Origin of the sequence: Streptomyces sp. NPDC057253 (genome assembly GCF_042669125.1) — a bacterium.
Taxonomy (GTDB): domain Bacteria; phylum Actinomycetota; class Actinomycetes; order Streptomycetales; family Streptomycetaceae; genus Streptomyces.
The window spans coordinates 43,524-66,903 of sequence record NZ_JBHUXV010000011.1; the positions used below are offsets into that span (position 1 = coordinate 43,524).

The 23,380-nt window shown below is 71.1% G+C and carries 18 protein-coding genes and 1 pseudogene; 13 read left to right on the forward strand and 6 right to left on the reverse strand.

Features of this window, described 5'->3' with window-relative positions:
* Nucleotides 1-10: 10 nt before the first annotated feature.
* From ACFULQ_RS08625 to ACFULQ_RS08635, 3 genes are read left to right on the forward strand one after another with little or no spacing between them, the layout of a single operon-like run.
* A complete protein-coding gene (locus tag ACFULQ_RS08625) occupies nt 11-1,162 on the forward strand; it encodes an acyl-CoA dehydrogenase family protein (protein ID WP_383540020.1) in 1,152 nt (383 codons plus the stop codon).
* 43 nt (nt 1,163-1,205) lie between these two features.
* A complete protein-coding gene (locus ACFULQ_RS08630; protein WP_383540023.1) occupies nt 1,206-2,420 on the forward strand; it encodes an acetyl-CoA C-acetyltransferase in 1,215 nt (404 codons plus the stop codon).
* Between the two features lie 42 nt (nt 2,421-2,462).
* Complete coding sequence (locus ACFULQ_RS08635; RefSeq protein WP_383540026.1) at nt 2,463-4,658, forward strand: 3-hydroxyacyl-CoA dehydrogenase NAD-binding domain-containing protein; 2,196 nt, start codon at nt 2,463-2,465, stop codon at nt 4,656-4,658.
* A gap of 276 nt (nt 4,659-4,934) precedes the next feature.
* Here the strand turns inward: ACFULQ_RS08635 and ACFULQ_RS08640 are convergent, their stop codons facing one another.
* Complete coding sequence (locus ACFULQ_RS08640) at nt 4,935-5,702, reverse strand: MerR family transcriptional regulator (RefSeq protein ID WP_383540029.1); 768 nt, start codon at nt 5,700-5,702, stop codon at nt 4,935-4,937.
* Nucleotides 5,703-5,871: 169 nt separating this feature from the next.
* On the opposite strand from ACFULQ_RS08640, the gene ACFULQ_RS08645 reads away from it, so the two are divergent.
* From ACFULQ_RS08645 to ACFULQ_RS08660, 4 genes and pseudogenes are all read left to right on the forward strand, one after another.
* Complete coding sequence (locus tag ACFULQ_RS08645) at nt 5,872-7,347, forward strand: amino acid permease (RefSeq protein ID WP_383540031.1); 1,476 nt, start codon at nt 5,872-5,874, stop codon at nt 7,345-7,347.
* Between the two features lie 225 nt (nt 7,348-7,572).
* Nucleotides 7,573-7,689, forward strand: a pseudogene (locus ACFULQ_RS08650) (Appr-1-p processing protein); the annotation flags it as partial.
* 99 nt (nt 7,690-7,788) lie between these two features.
* Nucleotides 7,789-8,202, forward strand: coding sequence for a hypothetical protein (locus ACFULQ_RS08655; RefSeq protein WP_383540034.1), 414 nt, complete (start codon nt 7,789-7,791; stop codon nt 8,200-8,202).
* Between the two features lie 86 nt (nt 8,203-8,288).
* Nucleotides 8,289-8,975: a DUF6766 family protein gene (locus ACFULQ_RS08660; RefSeq protein ID WP_383540036.1), complete on the forward strand. Its 687-nt coding sequence runs from the start codon at nt 8,289-8,291 to the stop codon at nt 8,973-8,975.
* Between the two features lie 25 nt (nt 8,976-9,000).
* Here ACFULQ_RS08660 and ACFULQ_RS08665 read toward each other — a convergent pair whose 3' ends face one another.
* Complete coding sequence (locus ACFULQ_RS08665; RefSeq protein ID WP_383540039.1) at nt 9,001-10,494, reverse strand: M1 family metallopeptidase; 1,494 nt, start codon at nt 10,492-10,494, stop codon at nt 9,001-9,003.
* A 161-nt stretch (nt 10,495-10,655) separates the two neighbouring features.
* Here ACFULQ_RS08665 and ACFULQ_RS08670 point away from each other — a divergent pair, with 161 nt between their 5' ends.
* The 3 genes from ACFULQ_RS08670 (at nt 10,656) to ACFULQ_RS08680 (ending at nt 15,656) form a co-directional block, all read left to right on the forward strand.
* Nucleotides 10,656-12,623 carry a Xaa-Pro dipeptidyl-peptidase gene (locus tag ACFULQ_RS08670; RefSeq protein ID WP_383540042.1) on the forward strand — a complete coding sequence of 656 codons (1,968 nt, stop codon included), beginning with the start codon at nt 10,656-10,658 and terminating at the stop codon, nt 12,621-12,623.
* Nucleotides 12,620-13,867 carry a M14 family metallocarboxypeptidase gene (locus ACFULQ_RS08675; RefSeq protein WP_383540043.1) on the forward strand — a complete coding sequence of 416 codons (1,248 nt, stop codon included), beginning with the start codon at nt 12,620-12,622 and terminating at the stop codon, nt 13,865-13,867. The genes ACFULQ_RS08670 and ACFULQ_RS08675 overlap by 4 nt, the downstream gene beginning before the upstream one ends.
* A gap of 88 nt (nt 13,868-13,955) precedes the next feature.
* Nucleotides 13,956-15,656, forward strand: a complete 1,701-nt coding sequence (locus tag ACFULQ_RS08680; RefSeq protein WP_383540046.1) for a BCCT family transporter — start codon at nt 13,956-13,958, stop codon at nt 15,654-15,656.
* Here the strand turns inward: ACFULQ_RS08680 and ACFULQ_RS08685 are convergent.
* The gene (locus ACFULQ_RS08685; RefSeq protein WP_383540049.1) at nt 15,641-15,817 is read right to left on the reverse strand and encodes a hypothetical protein; all 177 of its coding nucleotides are present in this window, start codon (nt 15,815-15,817) and stop codon (nt 15,641-15,643) included. The genes ACFULQ_RS08680 and ACFULQ_RS08685 overlap by 16 nt on opposite strands.
* A 63-nt stretch (nt 15,818-15,880) precedes the next feature.
* Between ACFULQ_RS08685 and ACFULQ_RS08690 the strand changes: the two genes are divergently transcribed.
* Complete coding sequence (locus ACFULQ_RS08690) at nt 15,881-16,903, forward strand: oxidoreductase (RefSeq protein WP_383540052.1); 1,023 nt, start codon at nt 15,881-15,883, stop codon at nt 16,901-16,903.
* Nucleotides 16,904-16,998: 95 nt separating this feature from the next.
* Nucleotides 16,999-18,642 (forward strand): ABC-F family ATP-binding cassette domain-containing protein, encoded by a 1,644-nt coding sequence (locus tag ACFULQ_RS08695; protein WP_383540055.1) that lies wholly within the window; start codon nt 16,999-17,001, stop codon nt 18,640-18,642.
* A 55-nt stretch (nt 18,643-18,697) separates the two neighbouring features.
* On the opposite strand, the gene ACFULQ_RS08700 is transcribed toward ACFULQ_RS08695, so the two are convergent.
* The 3 genes from ACFULQ_RS08700 to ACFULQ_RS08710 form a co-directional block, all read right to left on the reverse strand.
* Nucleotides 18,698-21,082 carry a Tex family protein gene (locus ACFULQ_RS08700; RefSeq protein ID WP_383540058.1) on the reverse strand — a complete coding sequence of 795 codons (2,385 nt, stop codon included), beginning with the start codon at nt 21,080-21,082 and terminating at the stop codon, nt 18,698-18,700.
* Between the two features lie 94 nt (nt 21,083-21,176).
* Nucleotides 21,177-21,308 (reverse strand): LPFR motif small protein, encoded by a 132-nt coding sequence (locus ACFULQ_RS08705; RefSeq protein WP_252100555.1) that lies wholly within the window; start codon nt 21,306-21,308, stop codon nt 21,177-21,179.
* Between the two features lie 129 nt (nt 21,309-21,437).
* Nucleotides 21,438-22,307 carry a hypothetical protein gene (locus ACFULQ_RS08710; protein ID WP_383540060.1) on the reverse strand — a complete coding sequence of 290 codons (870 nt, stop codon included), beginning with the start codon at nt 22,305-22,307 and terminating at the stop codon, nt 21,438-21,440.
* A 113-nt stretch (nt 22,308-22,420) separates the two neighbouring features.
* On the opposite strand from ACFULQ_RS08710, the gene ACFULQ_RS08715 reads away from it, so the two are divergent.
* Nucleotides 22,421-23,380, forward strand: coding sequence for a GlxA family transcriptional regulator (locus tag ACFULQ_RS08715; protein WP_383540063.1), 960 nt, complete (start codon nt 22,421-22,423; stop codon nt 23,378-23,380).

The window sequence follows — 23,380 nt, forward strand, 5'->3', positions numbered from 1 at the left end:
AAGGCCCTGCATGAAGCGGCAGCTCTTCGCCCCCGAGCACGACGCGTTCCGCGAGACCGTGCGCGCCTTCCTGGCCAGGGAGGTCCTGCCGTACTACGCGCAGTGGGAGAAGGACGGCATCGTCTCCCGCGAGGCCTGGCGCGCGGCCGGCAAGCAGGGCCTGCTCGGGCTCGCCGTGCCCGAGGAGTTCGGGGGCGGCGGCACCCGCGACTTCCGCTACGCCACCGTCCTGGCCGAGGAGTTCACCCGCGCGGGCGCACCCGGACTCGCTCTCGGGCTGCACAACGACGTCATCGGGCCGTACCTCACCGGCCTCGCCACCGACGAGCAGAAGCGCCGCTGGCTGCCCGGCTTCTGCGACGGGTCCCTGATCACTGCCATCGCCATGACCGAGCCGGGCGCGGGCTCCGACCTCCAGGGCATCCGCACCCACGCCGAGGACCGGGGCGACCACTGGGTGCTCAACGGCTCCAAGACGTTCATCTCCAACGGCATCCTGGCCGACCTGGTGATCGTCGTCGCGAAGACCACCCCGGAGGGCGGCGCCCGCGGGCTCTCGCTGCTGGTCGTCGAGCGCGGCACGGCGGGCTTCGAGCGCGGCCGCAACCTCGACAAGATCGGCCAGAAGGCCCAGGACACCGCCGAACTGTTCTTCCACGACGTCCGCGTGCCCAGGGAGAACCTCCTCGGCGAGCTCCACGGCGCCTTCGGCCACCTGATGACCAATCTCGCCCAGGAGCGCCTGAGCATCGCCGTCGCCGCGATCGCCGCCGCCGAGCACCTCCTGGAGATCACCACCGAGTACGTCAAGGAGCGCGAGGCCTTCGGCCGGCCGCTCGCCACCAAGCAGCACGTCCGGTTCGAGATAGCCGAGATGGCCACCGAGTGCGCCGTCACCCGGACGTTCGTCGACCGCTGCGTCGAGGACCACGCAAACGGAGGGGACGGGGGACTGGACGCCGTCCACGCCTCCATGGCCAAGTGGTGGGCGACCGAGCTCCAGAAGCGGGTCGCCGACCGCTGCCTCCAACTGCACGGGGGCTACGGCTACATGAGCGAGTACCCGGTCGCCAAAGCCTTCACGGACGGCCGTGTCCAGACCATCTACGGCGGCACGACCGAGATCATGAAGGAGATCATCGGCCGTTCCCTGCTGGCATGAAGACCTTCTGCCCGGCTGACCCTCACCCTTGAAAGGCTTCCTCGTGAGCACCGAAGCGTACGTGTACGACGCGATCCGCACCCCGCGCGGCCGCGGCAAGGCGAACGGCGCCCTGCACGGCACCAAGCCCATCGACCTGGTCGTCGGACTCATCCACGAGATCCGCGCCCGCTTCCCCGGCCTGGACCCGGCGGCCGTCGACGACGTCGTCCTCGGCGTCGTCGGACCGGTCGGCGACCAGGGCTCCGACATCGCCCGGATCGCCGCGATCGCGGCCGGCCTGCCGGACACCGTCGCGGGCGTCCAGGAGAACCGCTTCTGTGCCTCCGGCCTCGAAGCCGTCAACATGGCCGCCGCCAAGGTGCGTTCGGGCTGGGAGGACCTGGTCCTCGCGGGCGGCGTCGAGTCGATGTCCCGGGTACCGATGGCCTCCGACGGCGGAGCCTGGTTCAACGACCCGATGACCAACCTGGCCGTCAACTTCGTGCCGCAGGGCATCGGCGCCGACCTCATCGCCACGATCGAGGGATTCTCGCGGCGTGACGTCGACGAATACGCCGCCCTGAGCCAGGAGCGTGCCGCCACGGCCTGGAAGGAGGGCCGCTTCGACCGCTCCGTCGTCCCGGTGAAGGACCGCGCGGGGCTGACCGTCCTCGACCACGACGAGCACCTGCGCCCCGGCACCACCGCCGACTCCCTGGCGGGCCTCAAGCCGTCCTTCGCGGACATCGGCGACCTCGGCGGCTTCGACGCCGTGGCGCTCCAGAAGTACCACTGGGTCGAGAAGATCGACCACGTCCACCACGCGGGCAACTCCTCCGGCATCGTGGACGGCGCCTCGCTCGTCGCGATCGGCTCCCAGGAGGTCGGCGAGCGCTACGGCCTGCGGCCCCGCGCGCGGATCGTCTCCGCGGCCGTCTCCGGCTCCGAGCCCACCATCATGCTGACCGGTCCCGCGCCCGCCACCCGCAAGGCCCTCGCCAAGGCCGGCCTGACCATCGACGACATCGACCTGGTCGAGATCAACGAGGCCTTCGCGGCGGTCGTCCTGCGCTTCGTCAAGGACATGGGCCTGTCGCTGGACAAGGTCAACGTCAACGGCGGCGCGATCGCGCTGGGCCACCCGCTCGGCGCCACCGGTGCCATGATCCTGGGCAGCCTGATCGACGAACTGGAGCGCCAGGACAAGCGATACGGCCTCGCGACGCTCTGTGTCGGCGGCGGCATGGGCATCGCCACCATCGTCGAGCGCATCTGACCCCCTCCCACGGATACGACGGATCACACGGAGCACTTCCACATGAGCACTCAGTCCACGACCATCCGCTGGGAACAGGACCGCACCGGCGTCGTCACCCTCGTCATCGACGACCCCAACCAGTCCGCCAACACCATGAACCAGGCGTTCCGCGACTCCCTCGCGGTGATCACCGACCGCCTGGAGGCCGAGAAGGACACCATCCGCGGTGTCATCATCACCTCCGCCAAGAAGACCTTCTTCGCGGGCGGCGACCTGCGCGACCTGATCCGGGTCACGCCCGAGACCGCGCAGGAGCTGTTCGACGGCGGCCTCGCGATCAAGCGCAACCTGCGCCGCATCGAGACCCTCGGCAAGCCGGTCGTCGCCGCCATCAACGGCGCTGCCCTGGGCGGCGGTTACGAGATCGCGCTCGCCTGCCACCACCGCATCGCCCTCGACGCGCCCGGCTCCAAGATCGGCTGCCCCGAGGTCACCCTCGGCCTGCTCCCCGGCGGCGGCGGAGTGGTCCGCACGGTCCGCCTGCTCGGCATCGCCGACGCCCTGCTCAAGGTCCTTCTCCAGGGCACCCAGTACGCCCCGCAGCGCGCCCTGCAGAACGGCCTGGTCGACGACGTGGCCACCACCCAGGACGAACTCCTCGCCAAGGCCCGCGCGTTCATCGAGGCCAACCCCGAGTCCCAGCAGCCCTGGGACAAGCCGGGCTACCGCATCCCCGGCGGCACCCCCGCGAACCCGAAGTTCGCCGCGAACCTGCCCGCCTTCCCGGCCAACCTCCGCAAGCAGACCAACGGCGCGCCCTACCCGGCCCCGCGCAACATCCTCGCGGCCGCCGTGGAGGGCGCCCAGGTCGACTTCGAGACCGCGCAGGTCATCGAGGCACGCTACTTCGTCGAGCTGGCGGCAGGGCAGACCTCCAAGAACATGATCCAGGCGTTCTTCTTCGACCTCCAGGCGGTGAACTCCGGCGCGAACCGCCCCAAGGGCGTCGAGCCCCGCCAGGTGCGCAAGGTGGCCGTGCTCGGCGCGGGCATGATGGGGGCGGGCATCGCCTACTCGTGCGCCCGCGCGGGGATGCAGGTCGTCCTCAAGGACGTGACACCGCAGGCGGCGGCCAAGGGCAAGGCCTACTCGGAGCAGCTCTGCGCGAAGGCGGTCTCCCGCGGCCGTACGACCCAGGAGAAGGCGCAGGCGCTCCTGTCCCGCATCACACCGACGGCCGACCCCCAGGACCTGGCCGGCTGCGACGCGGTCATCGAGGCGGTGTTCGAGGACTCGGCGCTCAAGCACAAGGTCTTCCAGGAGATCCAGCACATCGTCGAGCCGGACGCGCTGCTGTGCTCCAACACCTCGACGCTTCCCATCACCGCCCTCGCCGAAGGGGTGGAGCGCCAGAGCGACTTCATCGGCCTGCACTTCTTCTCGCCGGTCGACAAGATGCCGCTGGTCGAGATCATCAAGGGCGAGCGCACGGGGGAGGAGGCGCTGGCCCGCGCCTTCGACCTGGTCCGGCAGATCAAGAAGACGCCGATCGTCGTGAACGACTCGCGGGGCTTCTTCACCTCCCGCGTGATCGGCCACTTCCTCAACGAGGGCGTCGCGATGGTCGGTGAGGGCATCGAGCCCGCGTCGGTCGAACAGGCGGCGGCGCAGGCGGGCTACCCGGCGAAGGTCCTCTCCCTGATGGACGAGCTGACGCTGACGCTCCCGCGCAAGATCCGCAAGGAGACCCGGCAGGCGGTGGAGGAGGCGGGCGGCACCTGGACGCCCCACCCCGCGGAGGCGGTCATCGACCGCATGGTCGACGAGTTCGGCCGCACGGGTCGCAGCGGGGGCGGCGGCTTCTACGACTACGGCGACGACGGCAAGCGCGTCGCCCTCTGGCCGGGCCTGCGCGAGCACTTCACCCGCCCGGACGCGGAGATCCCCTTCCGGGACATGCAGGAACGCATGCTCTTCTCCGAAGCCCTGGACACGGTCAGGCTCCTGGAGGAGGGCGTCCTGACCTCGGTCGCCGACGCCAACATCGGCTCGATCTTCGGCATCGGCTTCCCGGGCTGGACCGGCGGCGTCCTCCAGTACATCAACGGCTACGACGGTGGCACCGGGGGAGGGGTCGGGCTGCCGGGCTTCGTGGCACGCGCGCGTGAGCTGGCGGACCGGTACGGGGACCGTTTCACGCCGCCGGCGCTGCTGGTCGAGAAGGCGGAGAAGGGGGAGCGATTCGGGGACGCCTGAGGTGGGTGGGTGAGTGCGGGTGCGTGGGGGCCGGCCGCGCAGTTCCCCGCGCCCCTTGGTGGGTGACCTGGCTCTTTGCTGAGCCGGGACGCTCCCCTTGCCCCCTCACCCCGCCTCCCCGACGCTGACGACCCAGCCGTCTCCATGAGGAGCCCATGGGTCACCGTCCCGCCCTCGCCGTCCTGGACATCCTCCGCGACGAGGGCGCGGACCACCTGAGGGACCTGGTGGCCGGCGCGAGCGACCTCACGGGCCCGCTGCTCGTCGACGTGCCCCTCAGGACCGGGCGGACTCACCGCGATCCGCCTCGGGCGGCGTCCACTCCCGCAGCTCCTCCTTCAGGGACCGCTGAAACGTCGTCAACAGGGCCTGCACGACCAGGGGTTCCATGTGCGCGGACAGCGACTTCACGTCCCGTGCGTCGCGCCGGGCCACCTCGCCGCGGAACAGCTCGGACAACTCGTGCGCCGCGGCCCGGGAGTGCTCGATGAGCACCTTCCGCGAGGCCAGGATCGCCTCCTGGGACAGCGGGACGTCCAGCAGCGCGACGCCCAGCCGGAGCAGGCCCAGATCGACCAGACAGGTCTCGCCGTCCCGCCGTACGACACCCATCGCGGCGAGCCGTTCCACGTCGTCGTCATCGAGCGCCCGGCCGGCCCGCCGCTGGAGCTCCTCGCGGGTCACCGGCTCCACGAGGTCGGGGGCCCAGGAGGCGACCACGGCCCGGTGGATCGCGAGGTCGTGGGCGCTCAGATCGGCCGGCAACTGCTGCGTGTACCGCTCGATCGCCGCCAGCGTCATCCCCTGATGCTGGAGCTCCTCGATCAGCGCCAGGCGGGCGAGGTGCTCCCGGCCGTAGTGACCGACCCGGCGCGGACCGATCACCGGCGGGGGCAGCAGCCCTCGCGTGCCGTAGAAGCGGACCGTGCGGACCGTGACCCCCGCCCGTGCGGCGAGCTCGTCGACGGTGAGGGCGGGCTCCTCGGCGGTGCGGGCCGGCTCCTCGGCGTCGTCCTCGGCGGCAGGGGTGGTGTCGGTCGTCATGTGCAGCAGTATCGCTGTCTCACCAATGCTGTGACATCCGCCACCGCTTGCGCAGGGGTTTCCCGGGCAGGCGACCCGTCGGCCTGTGCCTGCACCAGGAGGCACGGGCCGACGCACGTCCCAGGACCCGAGCGAGACCCGCCGGGGCGCACCAGAGAGTGGACCCACTGTGAGCAAGGACGCCGCGCAATCGGCGCAGGCCACCGCCGACCTTTCCCGCACCCGTGAGGCGCGGGTGCCCGCGGACGCGGGGGACGCCGGGTACAGCAAGGACCTCAAGTCCCGCCACGTCAACATGATCGCCATCGGCGGCGCGATCGGCACCGGCCTCTTCCTGGGCGCCGGAGGACGCCTGCACACCGCGGGACCGGGCCTCGCGCTCGCCTACCTGGTCTGCGGCGTCTTCGCCTTCTTCGTCGTGCGGGCCCTCGGCGAACTCGTCCTGTACCGCCCCTCCTCGGGGTCCTTCGTGTCGTACGCGCGTGAGTTCCTCGGCGAGAAGGGCGCCTACATCGCCGGCTGGATGTACTTCCTGAACTGGTCGACCACCGGCATCGCCGACATCACCGCGATCGCGCTCTACACGCACTACTGGAGCCTGTTCACCGACATCCCGCAGTGGACGCTCGCGCTCGTCGCCCTCGCGGTGGTGCTGGCCGTGAACCTGATCTCGGTGAGGATCTTCGGCGAGATGGAGTTCTGGTTCTCGATCATCAAGGTGGCCACGCTCGTGGGCTTCATGCTGATCGGCGTCTTCCTGCTCGCCACCCGGCACGAGGTGGGCGGGCGGACGCCCGGCGCGAGCGTGATCACCGAGAGCGGCGGTGTCCTGCCGCACGGCCTGATGCCGGTCGTCCTCGTCATGCAGGGGGTGATCTTCGCGTACGCCGCGCTGGAGCTGGTCGGTGTCGCGGCGGGCGAGACGGCGCACCCGGAGAAGGTCGTCCCGCGCGCGGTGAACTCGATCATGTGGCGGGTGGGCCTGTTCTACGTCGGCTCGGTCGTCCTCCTGGCCCTGCTGCTCCCGGGGTCGCTGTACTCGGCCGACGAGAGCCCCTTCGTCACCGTCCTGTCCAAGGTCGGTGTCCCGGCGGCGGGCGACGTGATGAACCTGGTCGTCCTGACGGCGGCGATGTCGTCCCTGAACTCCGGGCTCTACTCCACGGGCCGCATCCTGCGCTCCATGGCGACGGCGGGCTCGGCACCGAGGTTCACGGCGAGGATGAACCGCAGCCAGGTGCCCTACGGCGGCATCCTGCTCACCTGCGCGGTGTGCGTGCTGGGCGTCGGCCTGAACTACCTGGTGCCGAGCCAGGCCTTCGAGATCGTGCTGAACATCGCCTCCCTCGGCGTCATCAGCACCTGGGTGATCATCATGGTCTGTCACCTGGTCTTCGTCCGGCGCGCCCGCGCGGGCCTCCTCACCCGCCCCACCTTCCGCCTCCCCTTCAGCCCGGTCACCGAGATCACCACGATCACCTTCCTCCTGGCCTGCCTGGCGATGATGTGGAACGACCCCGAGGTAGGCCGCAGGACCCTCCTCCTCATCCCCCTGATCGGCGCCCTCCTGAGCGCGGGCTGGTTCGGAGTACGCCACAGGGTGACGAACCCACCGGCCCCCGAACCGACCGACCCCGCGCTCTGACGGGCGCGTTGTCAGTGCCGCCCTCTACGGTGGCGTCATGGGGGAGATCGAGTACACCCGAGGAGACGCCGGTGGCCCGAGCCGGAGAGGACATCTCGACCTGCGGCAAGGGGGACGCGCTCTGAAGGGGCGCGGGGAACTGCGCGACCAGCCACAGCCGGCCCGCGGCCGCCCACTGACGTGAGGGCCCACGGCGGAGGCGGTCCCACTCAGCGGAGCGGCGTGCCACGGACAGGGTGCGGCTTGGCCGGAGGCAAATGGTCCCGCGTCGAGCCCCTGATCATCGAGCGGCTGGTGAAGCGAGGCATCGCGGTCACCGTCTACGACTACGGGGAGGACTGACTCCCACGGCGCCGGTGACGCCTTCGCCGCCTTCCGGGACACGCTCCCAGGTCCACACGAGTCACCTCTGAATCAGGAGGAATCGGGTACCCGAGCCAGGTGACGAAGACGCGGTGGATCAGCGTGCCGGTATTCCTGGTCCTGCTCGGACCGGTCCTCTCCGGCTGCGGCAGCGTCGGCGAGCGTCGGTCGGACGCCGAGAGCGCCGCCACCGGATTCGAACGGCTCCTGCGCGCCGACGACCCGGCAGGGATCTGCGGCGCGCTCGCTCCCGAAACCCGTGGCGAACTGGAGGCCTCCGAGAAGGAGAGCTGCGCCAAGGCGATCACCTCCCAGGACCTCCCCCTCGGCGGAACCCCCCACCGGGTGGACGTCCACGGCCGACAGGCCCGGGTCGTCCTCGACACGGACACCCTCTTCCTCTCCCTGTTCCCCGGCGGCTGGAAGGTCGTCGCCGCCGGTTGCACCCCGCAGCAGGGCCGGCCGTACCAGTGCACGATCAAGGGAGGCTGACGGCACATGCGGACCATGTTCACGCTCTGCCTGGTCGTCGTCCTCAGCGGCCTCGTCTACTTCACCGTCCTGGGGCTGATGCACCGATGACCCCCCGCACCCGCGCCTTCCTGCGCGACAACGGCCTCGGCCTGGCCTTCGGCATCGGATTCCTGCTGGCCCTCGCCGGCCAGGCCGTCGCGGGCTACGCGGAGTTCAACAACCAGCTCACCACCGAAGGACTCGCCCACGTCGGATTCGGCGAGTACCTCATGTCCTCCGACTTCGCCGTCGACGTGACGGAGAACTGGCAGTCGGAGTACCTCCAGTTCTTCCTCTACATCACCGCGACCGTCTGGCTCCTCCAGCGGGGCTCGCCCGAGTCGAAGGAGATGCACAAGGCCGGGCCGGAGTCCGACCGGGATCAGCGGGTCGGCCAGTACGCCCACCCGGACTCCCCGCGCTGGGCCCGCGTGGGCGGACTCCGGCAGGCCTTCTACTCCCGCTCCCTCGGCCTGGTCATGGGCACCATCTTCGCCCTGTCCTGGCTGGCCCAGTCGATCAGCGGGGTCGCCGCGTACAACGAGGAACAACTCCGGCAGCTCCAGGCCCCCATCAGCTGGGGCGGCTACATCGGCTCCGCCGACTTCTGGAGCCGCACCCTGCAGAACTGGCAGTCCGAACTCCTCGCCGTGGCCTCGATGGCCATCCTCTCCGTCTACCTCCGCCAGCGCGGCTCACCGGAGTCCAAACCGGTCGGAGCGCCCCACACCTCGACAGGCGTCGAAGGCTAGACCGCCCCGACCTCACGACCCCCGCTCAGTCGCTGTGCACCTCGTTCGTCGCGGCGATCTTCGCCCACGACTTCGGTGCCACGGGAGCCTGCGCCGCCCCCGCGATCGACGCCCCCCGAGCCGCCGGCGCCCCCGGCTTCGACGGCTGGAACAGCCAGGTGTCGAACAGCGCGGCCAGCGGCTGCCCCGACACCTCCTCGGCGTACGCCCGGAAGTCGTCCACCGACGCGTTGCCGTACGCGTGCCTCTGCGGCCACCCCTTCAGCACCGCGAAGAACGCCTCGTCGCCGATCTCGTTCCGCAGCGCCTGAAGGGCCAGCGCACCCCGGTCGTAGACCGCGATGTCGAACTGGTTCTCCGGCCCGGGGTCACCCGGCCGCACGGTCCAGAACGCGTCGTCGGCCGGGTGCGAGGCGTAGACGTAGTCGGCGAGTTCCTGTGCCGTGCCCTCGTCCTCGTGCTCGGACCACAGCCACTGCGCGTACCGCGCGAAGCCCTCGTTGATCCAGATGTCCTTCCAGCCGCGCACCGACACCAGGTCGCCGTACCACTGGTGGGCCAGCTCGTGCACGACCACGGAGGTGTTGGAGCCGTTCGCGAACTGGCGCGGGCTGTAGAAGGGCCGGGTCTGGGTCTCCAGCGCGTACCCGGTGTTCGTGTTCGGGACGTACCCGCCGAGCGCGTCGAAGGGATACGGCCCGAAGTAACCGCTCAGCCAGTCGGCGATCTCCCCGGTCCGCTCGACGCTGGCCCGCGCGGCACCTGAGTTGGCGCCGAGGTCCTTGCTGTAGGCGTTGACGATCGGGATCCCGCCGTCGGTCGTGCCGGTCGTGAGGTCGAAGCGGCCGACGGCCAGCGTCGCGAGATACGTGGCCTGCGGCTTGTCGGAGCGCCAGTTCCAGCGGGTCCAGCCGAGGCGTGAACTCGTCGACTGGAGGGTGCCGTTGGAGATGGCCTGGCTGCCGTCCGGCACCAGGACCGACACGTCGTAGGTGGCCTTGTCGAGCGGGTGGTCGTTGCTCGGGAACCACCACCAGGCCGCCTCGGGCTCGTTCGCCCCGACCCCGCCGTCCGCAGTGCGGTGCCAGCTGGTGAAGCCGTACGCCTGCTTCGACGAGGGCACTCCGCTGTACCGCACCACGACCGTGACCGAAGTGCCCTTGGCCAGCGGCGTCTTCGGCGTGATCTCGAGTTCGTGCTCGCCCGAAGTGGTGAAGGACGCCTTGGTGCCGTTGACCCGCACCTCGCTCACGTCGAGCAGGAAGTCCAGGTCGAAGCGGGACAGATCCTGTGTCGTGCGCGCGAGGAGGGTCGCCGTGCCCTCCAACTCGTCCGTGGCGGGCTGGTACTTGAGCCGCAGGTCGTAGTGGGAGACGTCGTATCCGCCGTTGCCGTAGTCCGGGTAGTAGGGGTCGCCGATGCCCGGTGCTCCGGGGGACGAGCTCGCCGCCGACGCCGGGATCGCCAGCATCAGGGAGGCCGCCGCGAGGGCGCCCGGTGCGATGAGTCTGCGGTGCACGAGAACTCCAAGTCGTGGGGGGACCAAGTCGGTTCGCAGCCTATTCACCACCTGTGAGCTGGATGTGTCCACGACCACCCCTGTCACACGATCGCCATTCGGCCGACATGGTCTCAAGGGGCCCTCTTTTGCACGGGAGTTGACCGCAGTACCGTCCGCGCATGTCGATAAGCACGCGCTTCACGATCTGGAGACCGCTCGCGACCGCCGCCGCGGCCACCGCCGCCCTGCTGGCGACCTTCCTCGCTCCCGCGACCGCCCAGGCACAGCCGGCGCCCCGCGAGAGCCAACCCGTCTACTCGTATGAGAACGCGGTCCGCGAGGCCGTCTGGGTGGACACCCGGCTCGACGGCGACGGGGACGGGAAGTCCGACCGCGTCGCCGTCGACATCGTGCGGCCCCGCGAACCCGCCCAGAAGGGCCGCAAGGTCCCGGTCATCATGGACGCCAGCCCGTACTACTCCTGCTGCGGGCGCGGCAACGAGAGCCAGCTGAAGACGTACGACGCGAACGGCGACGTCGTCCGGATGCCGCTGTTCTACGACAACTACTTCGTGCCCCGCGGCTACGCCTTCGTCGGTGTCGACCTGGCCGGAACCAACCGCTCCGACGGCTGTGTGGACGTCGGCGGCCGCTCCGACATCCAGTCCGCGAAGGCGGTGGTCGACTGGCTGAACGGACGGGCCACCGCCTACACGAGCCGCACGGGCACCCAGAAGACCAAGGCCGGCTGGACCAACGGCAGGACCGGCATGATCGGCAAGAGCTGGGACGGCACCATCGCCAACGGCGTTGCCGCCACTGGGGTCGAGGGCCTGAAGACCATCGTCCCGATCAGCGCCATCTCCACCTGGTACGACTACTACTTCTCCCAAGGCGCCCCGCTCTACGACTCCGGCCCCGACTGGCTCTCGAACTACGTGGACAGCCCCGACGCCCGCGCCAAGTGCGCCGCCGTGCAGCAGAAGCTCGTCGACCAGGCGCCCCGCACCGGCGACTGGACCCCGCTGTGGACCGAGCGCGACTACGTGAAGGACGCGCGGAAGGTCAAGGCCAGCGTCTTCCTCGTGCACGGCATGCAGGACCTCAACGTCCGCCTCCAGCACGTCGGTCCGTGGTGGGACGCCCTCGCGAAGAACGGCGTGGAGCGCAAGATCTGGCTCTCCCAGACCGGCCACGTCGACCCCTTCGACTTCCGCCGCGCGCAGTGGGTCGACACCCTGCACCGCTGGTTCGACCACGAACTCCTCGGCTACGACAACGGCATCGACCGCGAGCCCATGGCCGACATCGAGCGCCACCCCGACCAGTGGGTCACCTCCACGTCCTGGCCCCCGCGCGGCACGTCCACGGCCACCCTGCGCCCCGCCCGGGGCACTCAGCCGGGCGTGGGCAGCCTCGGCCTGACCAGGGCCAAGGGCACCGAGACCTTCACCGACGACCCGGCGCTGAGCGAGACCGACTGGGCCGCGCGGATCGACACCCCGACCCCCGACAAGGCGGGCTTCACCACCGGCACCCTCACCGGGGACCTCCGCCTGTCCGGCGCCTCGAAGGTGACCGTCACCGCGACCCCGACGACCTCGACGGCTCACCTCTCCGCCGTACTGGTGGACCTCGGCCCCGACACCATCCGCGACTACGCGGCGAGCGGGGAAGGCATCACCACCCTCACCGACCGCACCTGCTGGGGCCTGAGCACCACCGGTGACAGCGCCTGCTTCAAGCAGACGCAGGCCAGGACCACCGCCGTCGACTACACGGTGGTCAGCCGCGGCTGGGCCGACCTCGGCAACCACGCCTCGGACAAGCAGGGCGTTCCGCTCACCCCGGGCAAGGCCTACACCATCACCCTCGACCTCGGCGCCACGGACCACGTCGTCCCCGCGGGCCACCGGCTCGCCCTGATCGTCGCGGGCACCGACAAAGACCTCATCGACCCGCCGTCCACCAAGCCCACCCTGACGATCGACCTGGCCCGCACCTCGGCCCGCGTCCCGCTGGTCGGCGGCGCCGCCGCCTTCGCGCACGCGACGAAGGGCGCCGGGACCGCCGTAGCGGAAGAGGCCGGAGCGCTCGACGGGGTCCGGGCTCCGCGCACCGTCCACCGAGTCCCGGAGGGCGGATGACGGCGATCCGGACCGTCACCACCGCGGGCGCGGCGGCCCTGCTCGCCTCCCTGCTCGCCGCCCCGGCCCACGCGGCCGGGGCGGCCCCGCCCCGCACCGGCTTCGAGACCACGCAGGGCGCCCGCTGGACGAGCGAGGCCGAGGAGGGGGACTTCCTCGCCCGGGTCGACCGGAGCGACCGGGCCGTGCTCACCCGCATCGGTACGACCGAACAGGGCCGCCCCCTCCACCTCGTCCAGGTCGGCGCCCGCCACGACCCCAACAAGGTGCTCCTCGTGTGCAGCCAGCACGGCGACGAGCCCTCCGGCCGCGAGGCCTGTCTCAGCACGGTCCGCGACCTGGCGTACGCCGAGGACTCCCGGACCCGGCGCTTCCTGGACCGCACCACCGTGCTGGTCGTGCCCACCGCCAACCCGGACGGCCGGGCCGCCGACACCCGGGGCAACGGCGACGGCGTCGACATCAACCGCGACCACCTCGCCCTGGCCACCGCCGAGGCCCGCGCCCTGGCGACGGTCGTCCGGGACCGGCAACCGGACGTGATCTACGACCTGCACGAGTACTCGGCCACCCCGCGCTACTACGACAAGGACCTCTTCGACCTCTGGCCCCGCAACCTGAACACCGACCGGGCCGTCCACGACGAGGCCGAGACCCTGTCCCGGTCGTATGTACGACCGGCCGCCGCGCGAGCCGGGTACACGAGCGGCACGTACGGCATCTGGACCGACCCGCTCACCGGCGACCCGATCAGACAGGTCGCCGGAGACGGCCAGGAACGGATCCTGCGCAACATGTCCGGCGTCAAGCACGCGATCGGGCTGCTGATCGAGAGCAGGGTCGAGCCGCTCGCGGACACCGACCAGGCGAGCAACAACCGGCGCCGGGTGAACTCCCAACTGGCAGCTCTGAAGGGGCTGTTCGGATACACCGACAGCCGACGCGGCCGGATCGAGGCGGCCACCACCGAGGCCCGCCACCGGCCGGCCTCCGGCCCCGTGTACCTCGGCGGCGCCGACAACGACCCGCCCGAGCCCGCCGAGGTGATCCAGGACCCGCCCTGCGGCTACCGGCTCACCGAGGCCCAGTACACGGAGGTGAAGGACGAACTCGCCCTGCACGGGGTGCGGACGCAGGGCACCTACGTCCCGCTCCGCCAGCCTCTGCGCGCCCTCGTCCCGCTGCTCCTGGACGAACGCGCCCCCTACCACCTGACGGCCGGGGAGCCCGACACCGGTTGCTGATCGAGCACTGATCTGCGGCATCTGTGGTAGGTCCTGGGGAACTGTGTGAAAACCGGCGTAATCACCGCCCCAGGGGAAGGTGCCGCAGATGACTGAAGACCTGAAGAAGAGAGGTGGCCGGGAAGGTCCCCGGGGCGTTCTCGGCCACGAGACCGACCGGGTGGTGTTCGGCGTCACCGCCGTCATCACCCTGGCCTTCGTGATCTGGGGCTGGGCGGCCACGGACTCCCTGGAGGACGTCTCCACCAGCATGCTGGGCGGGCTGATCCACAACGGCGGCTGGGCCTTCATGCTGGCCGCCTCGTGCTTCGTGGTGTTCGCCCTGTGGCTAGCGATGAGCCGCTACGGCCGCATCCACCTGGGCGCCGAGGGCGAGGCACCCGAGTTCAGGACGGTGTCCTGGGTCGCGATGATGTTCAGCGCGGGCATGGGAATCGGCCTGATGTTCTACGGCGTCAGCGAGCCGCTCTCGCACTACACGACCCCGCCGCCGGGCACGAATCCCGCGAACTCCGGCGAACGCATGGAGACGGCGATGGCCACCACCCTCTTCCACTGGACCCTGCATCCGTGGGCGATCTACGCGGTGGTCGGACTCGGCATCGCCTACAGCACCTACCGCAAACGCCGGCGCCAGACCATCAGCGCCGTCTTCACCCCGCTCATCGGGGAGAGGCACGCCAACGGCGCCGTCGGCCGGGTGATCGACATCCTCGCCATCATCGCCACCGTCTTCGGCTCCGCCGCCTCCCTCGGCCTCGGCGCCCTCCAGATCGGCTCCGGCTTCCATGAGCTGAACTGGATGGACGACGTCAGCACCGGACTGCTCGTCGCCATCATCGCGGTGCTGACCCTGGCCTTCGTGCTGTCGGCGGTCTCCGGCATCGAGCGGGGCATCCAGTGGCTGTCCAACACCAACATGGTGCTGGCCCTGATCCTCGCGGTCTTCGTGTTCGTCGCGGGGCCCACGATCATCGTCCTCGACCTGCTGCCCACGTCGATCTTCTCCTACCTCGGCGATCTGCCCCAGCTGGCCGGGCGCACCGAGGCGAGCGGCGGCAAGGGGGTCGCGGACTGGCTCGGCAGCTGGACCGTCTTCTACTGGGCCTGGTGGATCTCCTGGACGCCCTTCGTGGGCATGTTCATCGCCCGCATCAGCCGCGGCCGCACCATCCGCCAGTTCGTCGGCGGGGTGATCCTGGTGCCCAGCACGGTTAGCCTGATCTGGTTCGCGATCTTCGGCGGCACGGCCATGAAGCTCAAGGAGGGCGGCGCGCTCGGCGGCGAGACCACCCCCGAGGGCCAACTCTTCGGAGTCCTCCAGGAGTTCCCCATCGCCACCGCCACCAGCCTGCTGGTGATGATCCTGGTCGGCATCTTCTTCGTGTCCGGCGCGGACGCCGCGTCCATCGTGATGGGCACGCTCTCCCAGAAGGGCGCCCTCGAACCCGGCCGTTTCGTCGTCGTGTTCTGGGGCGTGGTCACCGGAGCGGTCGCCGCCATCATGCTGCTCGTCGGCAGCGGCCAGGGCGACGCGCTCACCGGTCTGCAGAACCTCACCATCCTGGCCGCCGCGCCCTTCGTCCTCGTGATGATCGGCATGTGCGTCGCCCTCATGCGCGACCTGCGCCGGGACCCGGTCATCGTGCGCGGCGAGATGGGCTCCGAGGCCGTCGAACTCGCCGTGATCGAGGGCCACCGCAAGTACGACGGCGACTTCGGGATCCAGATCGGCCCCGGCCCCGGCACCGAGACGGAGGGCGACCCGCTGGGTCACGACCACGCCTGAGCGCCGCCCGCGCGCGTGGAGGAGGCGAGCCCGACCGCCTCCTCCGCGGGGCGCGTCCAGGCCCGCGCCACCCCCTCCCCCTTCGACCACGCGTACGCGGAAGACGCCGAGCCGCCGAGCCACGGGCCCAACTCCCCGCGCGAGCCGAGGGATCCGGACATCCGCCGTGAGCGGAATGACCCATGCCGTGCTCAGACCGCCCCAAAGGCGGGAATACTCACACCATGTCTGCCGCCTACGCGACCTTCGGCCTGGCACCGGCGATGCGTGCCGGTGGAGTCCTCGCCAACGGTGACTTCCAGGTGCACCGGGACTTCGTGGACTTCATCGTCGACGGCCGCCCGCTCCTCTTCCAGCTCTCCGACCTCGACGCCGTCTCCCCCCTCGCCTCCGACGTCCCGCCCGCGATCTTCACCGCCCAGGTCCGCAGCCTCCTCGGCGAGACGGACGCCCCGCTCCCGGGCGGCCGCTACGTCGTCTACGGCTGCCCCGAGTGCGAGGACCTCGCCTGCGGGGCCGTCACCGCCGTCATCGAGCGGGACGGCGACGACTTCATCTGGCGGGACTTCGCCTGGCAGACCGAGGAGGCCGTGGACCTCCATCTCAACGGCTACCACGGCATCGGCCCCTTCCGTTTCCAGGGCGCCGAGTACCGCGCGGCCCTGGACTCCCTGCTCCAGGAGGAGACCCATCCGGCCCGCCGCCGCGTCCTGCTCATCGGCGCCCGCGTCGCCGTCCTCGCCAAACTGGCCGCCGCCCTGCGCACCATCGGCATCGGCGCCGACATCACCCACGGCGTGGGCGGTGTCCCCGCCGACGAACTGCGTGGCTACGGCGCCGTCGTCTTCGGCCGTGCGGTCACCGAGGAGGAACGTGCCGCCGTACGCCGGTCCTTCGCCCGCGCGGGTGTCGAGGTGGCCTACGTCGACGGCCTCGCCCCGATCATCCCGCTGCTCGTGGCCCAGATAGAGCACGCCCTGGACCGCAGCCCCGTCGAACAGCGCCGCCTGACCCGCCTGGTCGCCGCCGACGGCGAGGCGGGCGTCGAGGTCACCTCGTCGTGCCGGGTCCGGCTGACGGCGTACCGCCTCGACCGCCTCTACCGCACCCACGCCCAGGAGGTCTTCGACGGCGTCCTGGAGGCGGGCCGGCACCGGATCGCCCTGGACGCCAAGGCGGTGAAGGGAGAGTCGTTCGTGGTGGCACGGACCTCGGGAAGCGTCCTGGTGGAGGCGATGGCCCGCTGAACGGGGGAGGCCGTGGCTCGCTGGAAGTGGAGCCGATGGCCCGCTGAATGTCCGGGGGCCGGCCGTCCCGTACGGCCATTAGGATCGGCGGTCTGATGACTGCCACCCTCGTCGCCAAGAACCTCGCCGCCGGCCACGGCGACCGCTCCCTGTTCAGCGGGCTCGACCTCGTCGTCGCGCCCGGAGATGTGATCGGCCTGGTCGGGGCCAACGGCGCGGGCAAGTCCACGCTGCTCAGGATGCTCGCGGGCCTGCTCGCACCGGAGGAGGGGGAGCTTCGGCTCTCCCCGCCGACGGCCACCGTCGGACACCTCCCGCAGGAGCCCGAGCGCCGACCGGGCGAGACCGTGCGGGAGTTCCTGGCCCGCCGCACCGGGGTCGCCGAGGCCCAGCGCGTGATGGACGACGCGACCCAGGCACTGGTCGACGGGGCCCCGGGCGCCGACGACGCCTACGCCACCAGCCTGGAGCGCTGGCTGGACCTGGGCGGCGCCGACCTCGACGAACGCGCCGAGGAGGTCGCGGACTCGCTCGGCCTCGCGGTCGACCTGGACCAGCCGATGACCTCCCTCTCGGGCGGCCAGGCGGCCCGCGCCGGCCTCGCCTCCCTCCTGCTCTCCCGCTACGACGTCTTCCTCCTCGACGAACCCACCAACGACCTCGACCTGGACGGTCTGGAGCGCCTGGAGCGGTTCGTGACGGGCCTCCGGGCCGGCACGGTCGTCGTCAGCCACGACCGCGAGTTCCTCACCCGCACGGTCACCAAGGTCCTCGAACTCGACCTGGCCCAGCAGCAGATCACCCTCTACGGCGGCGGTTACGAGGCGTACCTGGAGGAGCGCGAGGTCGCCCGCCGGCACGCCCGGGACGACTACGAGGAGTACGCCGACAAGCGGTCCGCCCTCCAGGACCGGGCACAGATGCAGCGCTCCTGGATGGACAAGGGCGTCAAGAACGCCCGCCGCAAGGCGAACAACGACAACGACAAGATCGGCCGCAAGTTCCGCAGCGAGGCCAGCGAGAAGCAGGCCGCGAAGGCCCGCCAGACCCAGCGCATGATCGAACGCCTCGACGTCGTCGAGGAACCGCGCAAGGAGTGGGAACTGCGCATGGAGATCGCGTCGGCCCCGCGCTCGGGAGCGGTGGTCGCGACGCTGCGGGACGCCGAGGTGCGCCAGGGCGACTTCCTGCTCGGCCCGGTGTCCCTCCAGATCGACTGGGCGGACCGGGTCGCGGTCACCGGCGCGAACGGCGCCGGCAAGTCGACCCTGCTCGGCGCCCTCCTGGGCCGCGTCCCCCTGACCGCCGGCCAGGCCTCCCTCGGCTCCGGCGTCCTGATCGGCGAGGTCGACCAGGCCCGCAAGCTGTTCCACGGCGAGGAGTCCCTCCTGGACGCCTTCTGCGCGGCCGTCCCCGACACCGAACCCGTGGAGGTCCGCACCCTCCTGGCCAAGTTCGGCCTGAAGTCCGAGCACGTGATGCGCTCGGCGGCGACGCTGTCACCGGGCGAGCGGACGAGGGCGGCGCTGGCTCTGCTCCAGGGCAGGGGCGTCAACCTCCTGGTCCTGGACGAGCCGACGAACCACCTGGACCTACCGGCGATCGAACAGCTGGAGTCGGCCCTGGACGCCTACGAGGGCACCCTGCTCCTGGTCACGCACGACCGCAGAATGCTGGACGCGGTGAGAGTGAACCGCCGCTTGGAGCTCTCATCAGGCAAGGTGACGGAAACCCCCTAGGGGCGCGGGGAACTGCGCGACCAGCCACAACGGACCGCGCAGTCCCCCACAACCGCTACCGCCCCTTTTTCTTGGACTCGAGCAACCCAGCCTTGCGCAGAGCGTCGGCCATCGCACTGTTGGCTGGAGCAGGCGCAGACCGCTGCTGCTGACGGGGTTGCTGCTGGCGCTGCTGAGGGGTCCGGGGCCGCCCACCCCGCTGCTGTCGCCGCTCCCCACCGGAGGACTTGGCCTCGGTCTCGTCATCAAGCCGCAGCGTCAACGAGATCCGCTTCCGCGGAATATCAACCTCCAGCACCTTCACCTTGACGATGTCCCCGGGCTTGACCACATCCCGAGGATCCTTGACGAACGTCTTCGACAACGCGGAGACATGCGCGAGCCCGTCCTGGTGGACACCCACGTCGATGAACGCCCCGAAGGCCGCCACGTTCGTCACGACCCCCTCCAGCACCATCCCGGCGACCAGGTCGGAGATCTTCTCGACGCCCTCCTTGAAGGTGGCCGTCTTGAAGGCGGGCCGAGGGTCACGCCCCGGCTTCTCCAGCTCCTTGAGGATGTCGGTCACCGTCGGCAGACCGAACGTCTCGTCGACGAAGTCCTGCGGCCGCAGCGAGCGCAGCACACCGGTGTTGCCGATGAGGGAGGCGACCTCCTGCCCCGCCGTCTTCACCATGCGCCGCACCACCGGGTAGGCCTCGGGGTGCACGCTGGAGGAGTCCAGCGGGTCGTCCCCGCCACGGATCCGCAGGAACCCCGCGCACTGCTCGTACGCCTTGGGACCCAGCCGGGCCACCTTCTTCAGCTCGGTGCGCGACTTGAACGGCCCGTTGGAGTCCCGGTGCGACACGATGTTCTCGGCGAGCCCAGAGGTGATCCCGGAGACCCGGGCGAGCAGGGGAGCGGACGCGGTGTTGACGTCGACCCCCACGCCGTTCACACAGTCCTCCACCACCGCGTCCAGCGAACGCGACAGCTTCACCTCGGACAGGTCGTGCTGGTACTGGCCGACTCCGATCGACTTCGGGTCGATCTTCACCAGCTCGGCGAGCGGGTCCTGGAGCCGGCGCGCGATGGAGACGGCTCCGCGCAGCGACACGTCCATGTCGGGCAGCTCCTGCGAGGCGAAGGCGGACGCCGAGTACACGGACGCGCCGGCCTCGGACACCATCACCTTGGTGAGCTTCAACTCCGGGTGCTTGGTGATCAGTTCACCGGCGAGCTTGTCGGTCTCCCGGGACGCCGTACCGTTGCCGATCGCGATCAGCTCGACCGCGTGCTCCTTGGCGAGGCGGGCCAGCTTGGCGATGGCCTCGTCCCACCGGTTGGCGGGGACGTGCGGATGGATGACGTCGGTGGCGACGACCTTGCCGGTCGCGTCGACCACGGCGACCTTCACGCCCGTACGGAAGCCGGGGTCCAGACCGAGCGTCGCGCGCGTGCCGGCCGGGGCGGCGAGCAGCAGGTCGCGGAGGTTGGCCGCGAACACGTTGACCGCCTCGTCCTCGGCGGCCGTGCGCAGCCGCAGCCTCAGGTCGATGCCGAGGTGCACGAGGATGCGGGTCCGCCAGGCCCAGCGGACGGTGTCCGTCAGCCACTTGTCGCCGGGACGGCCGCGGTCGGCGATGCCGAACTTCGAGGCGACGATCGCCTCGTACGAGGAGGGGCCGGGCTGCTCGGAAGGCTCCTCGGGCTCCAGGACGAGGTCGAGGACCTCCTCCTTCTCGCCGCGCAGCATGGCCAGGATCCGGTGCGAGGGAAGGTCGGTGAAGGGCTCGGCGAAGTCGAAGTAGTCGGCGAACTTGGCGCCCGCCTCCTCCTTGCCCTCCCGCACCTTGGCGGCCAGCCGGCCGCGCACCCACATGCGCTCGCGCAGCTCGCCGATCAGGTCGGCGTCCTCCGAGAACCGCTCGGTGAGGATCGCCCGGGCGCCGTCCAGCGCGGCCTGCGCGTCCGGTACTCCCTTGTCGGCGTCGACGAACGCGGCGGCCGCGGCGAGCGGTGCGACACCCGGGTCGCCCAGCAGGCCCTCGGCGAGCGGCTCCAGACCGGCCTCGCGGGCGATCTGCGCCTTGGTGCGGCGCTTGGGCTTGAACGGCAGGTAGATGTCCTCCAGGCGCGCCTTGGTCTCCGCGCCCCGGATCTGCGCCTCCAGCTCGTCGGTGAGCTTGCCCTGCTCACGCACCGAGTCGAGGATCGCGGTCCGCCGCTCCTCCAGCTCCCGCAGATAGCGCAGCCGCTCCTCGAGCGTGCGCAGCTGCGCGTCGTCGAGCATCTCGGTCGCTTCCTTGCGGTAGCGGGCGATGAAGGGAACCGTGGAACCGCCGTCGAGCAGTTCCACGGCCGCCTTGACCTGCCGCTCCTTTACGCCGAGCTCCTCGGCGATCCTGCCTTCGATGGACCCTGGGTGGGTGGACCCGCTGGACCCGGGTGTCGTCACGATCCCGTACCGCCTTCTCACTGAGGTTGCGCGGCAATTGTGGCAGGCGGCACCGACAGTCGGGGATCAGGGCGCGGTCATCCGGCCGTGGTCGTCAGGCCCTGCGGCTCCTCGTCGAGCCGGACGCACCGCCGAAGAGCCGGGCAAGGGCCCGGAAGGGCAGCGTCACGACGGTGGCGATGGCGCCACCGATCTGGCGCAGTACGTCTGCGATCGCGCGGAACATGTGCATCCCCTTTCCTCTCCCGGCCACCACGACCGGGAGAAGAACGGGTACCTCTCAGCCGCCCGGACAATCTTCGTCGCCCGGAAGCTCCCCGGATGCCCCGGCTGCCCTCGGCTGCCCCACGGAAGCTCAGCGCTTGCCGATCAGGTCCGCCGGATAGGCGCCCGCGGCCAGCGCGGTCCGCGCGAAGCCCACCGCGAGCTCCGTCAGCCGCCCCACGCCCTCCGCACCGAGGTGTGCGTAGGGGGCCCGGTCCAGCCGGTCCGTCTCCGCCTCGATCCCCTCGCGCAGCGCGACGCCCCGCTCCGTCAGTTCGCCGTCGGCGTCGAGCAGCCCGCGCGCCCGGAGCCGTCCCACCGCCGCGTCCCACTCCGCACGGCTCCACCCGCGCGTGGTGAACACCCAGGACGGCGTCATCCCCCGGCCCGTCGCGGTGTGGGTGACCAGGGCCTCCAGGCCGTCGAGCTCCGCGGCCGTCAGGGCGGCGAGATGCCCGTCGCCCCGGTGCTCGCGCAGCAGCGTCGCGGCGTGCCAGAACGCCAGGTGCGGCTCCTGGGGCACCGGCAGGTCGGCGTGCGCGGAGTACAGCGGGCGCGCGGCCCGCGAGCAGCCCTCGGCGGCACGCAGCGCGAGCCGCGCGGCCTCGGCCATCCCGTCGGACGTCAGGACCTCGTCGCCGAGCAGACGGCGCAGCGTCGCGTCGACGGCACGCGCGCGTGCCGCGAGGACGTCCTTCGGGGCGGCGGTCCGCCACACCGCGGGTACGTGCTCGGCCACCAGGTCGTGCTTGTAGTTGTAGAACGCCGCCGTCACCGCCCCGGCGCCGACCGCCCCCAGCGCGGCGGCCCGCACCGCGAAGTTGACGGCCCGCGGATGGGTCACGCCGATCGCGGCCAGCTCCCGTCCCAGGTCGGGGGAGAAGTAGTGCGCCGCGTGCAGCGAGTTGAGCGGGTTGTGACAGCGGCGACCGGCACGCGGCTCCAGGGCGGCAGTAGTCATGCCCCGCAGGTTACCGACCGCTTGGTATCCGCTCGACGGGGGAGTCGGGCATGGCGGGAAAGGTGGGAAACTCGTCATTGCCGCCATCGCGGCCGCCCCCAAGAATCGGAGGCATGGCCCCGCGAACCGTTCTCCTCGTCCTCTTCGACGGCGTACAGAGCCTCGACGTCACCGGCCCGCTGGAGGTCTTCGCCGGGGCCGAGCAGCAGACGCCGGGCACCTACCGCATCCGTACGGCCTCGCCGGACGGGGCTCCCGTGCGCACCTCCAGCGGCCTGACCGTCGTACCGGACGAAGCCCTCGCACAGGCCGGCACCCCGCACACCCTCCTCGTGCCCGGTGGGCAGGGCACCCGGCGGCCGGACGCGTACCTCGCCGACTGGCTGCGGGAGCACGGGCCGCGGGCCGAGCGCCTGGTCTCGGTGTGCACCGGCGCGATCCGGCTCGCCGAGGCGGGACTGCTGGACGGCCGCCGGGTCACGACCCACTGGGCCTACTGCGACAAGCTCGCCCGCGACCACCCGGCCGTCGAGGTGGACCCCGACCCCATCTACGTACGCGACGGACATGTCTCGACGTCCGCCGGCGTCACCTCGGGCATCGATCTCGCCCTCGCCCTGGTCGAGGAGGACCTGGGCCGGGACGCCGCCCTCACCATCGCCCGCCACCTGGTCGTCTTCCTGCGCAGACCCGGCAACCAGGCCCAGTTCAGCGCCCAGCTCGCCGCCCAGACCGCCCAGCGCGAGCCGCTGCGCGAGGTCCAGCGGTGGATCACCGAGCACCCCGCCGACGACCTGAGCGTGGAGAGCCTCGCCGCCCGGGCCCGGCTCTCGCCCCGCCACTTCGCCCGTGCCTTCCAGTCCGAGACCGGCATGACACCCGGCCGCTACGTCGACCGGGTCCGCCTCGAACACGCCCGCCGCCTCCTGGAGGACACCTCCGACGGCGTCGAGGAGATCTCCCGCGCCAGCGGCTACGGCACCCCCGAGGGCATGCGCCGCGCCTTCGTCAGGGCCCTGGGCACGGCCCCGTCCGAGTACCGCCGCCGCTTCCACCCGACCCCGGCCCACTGA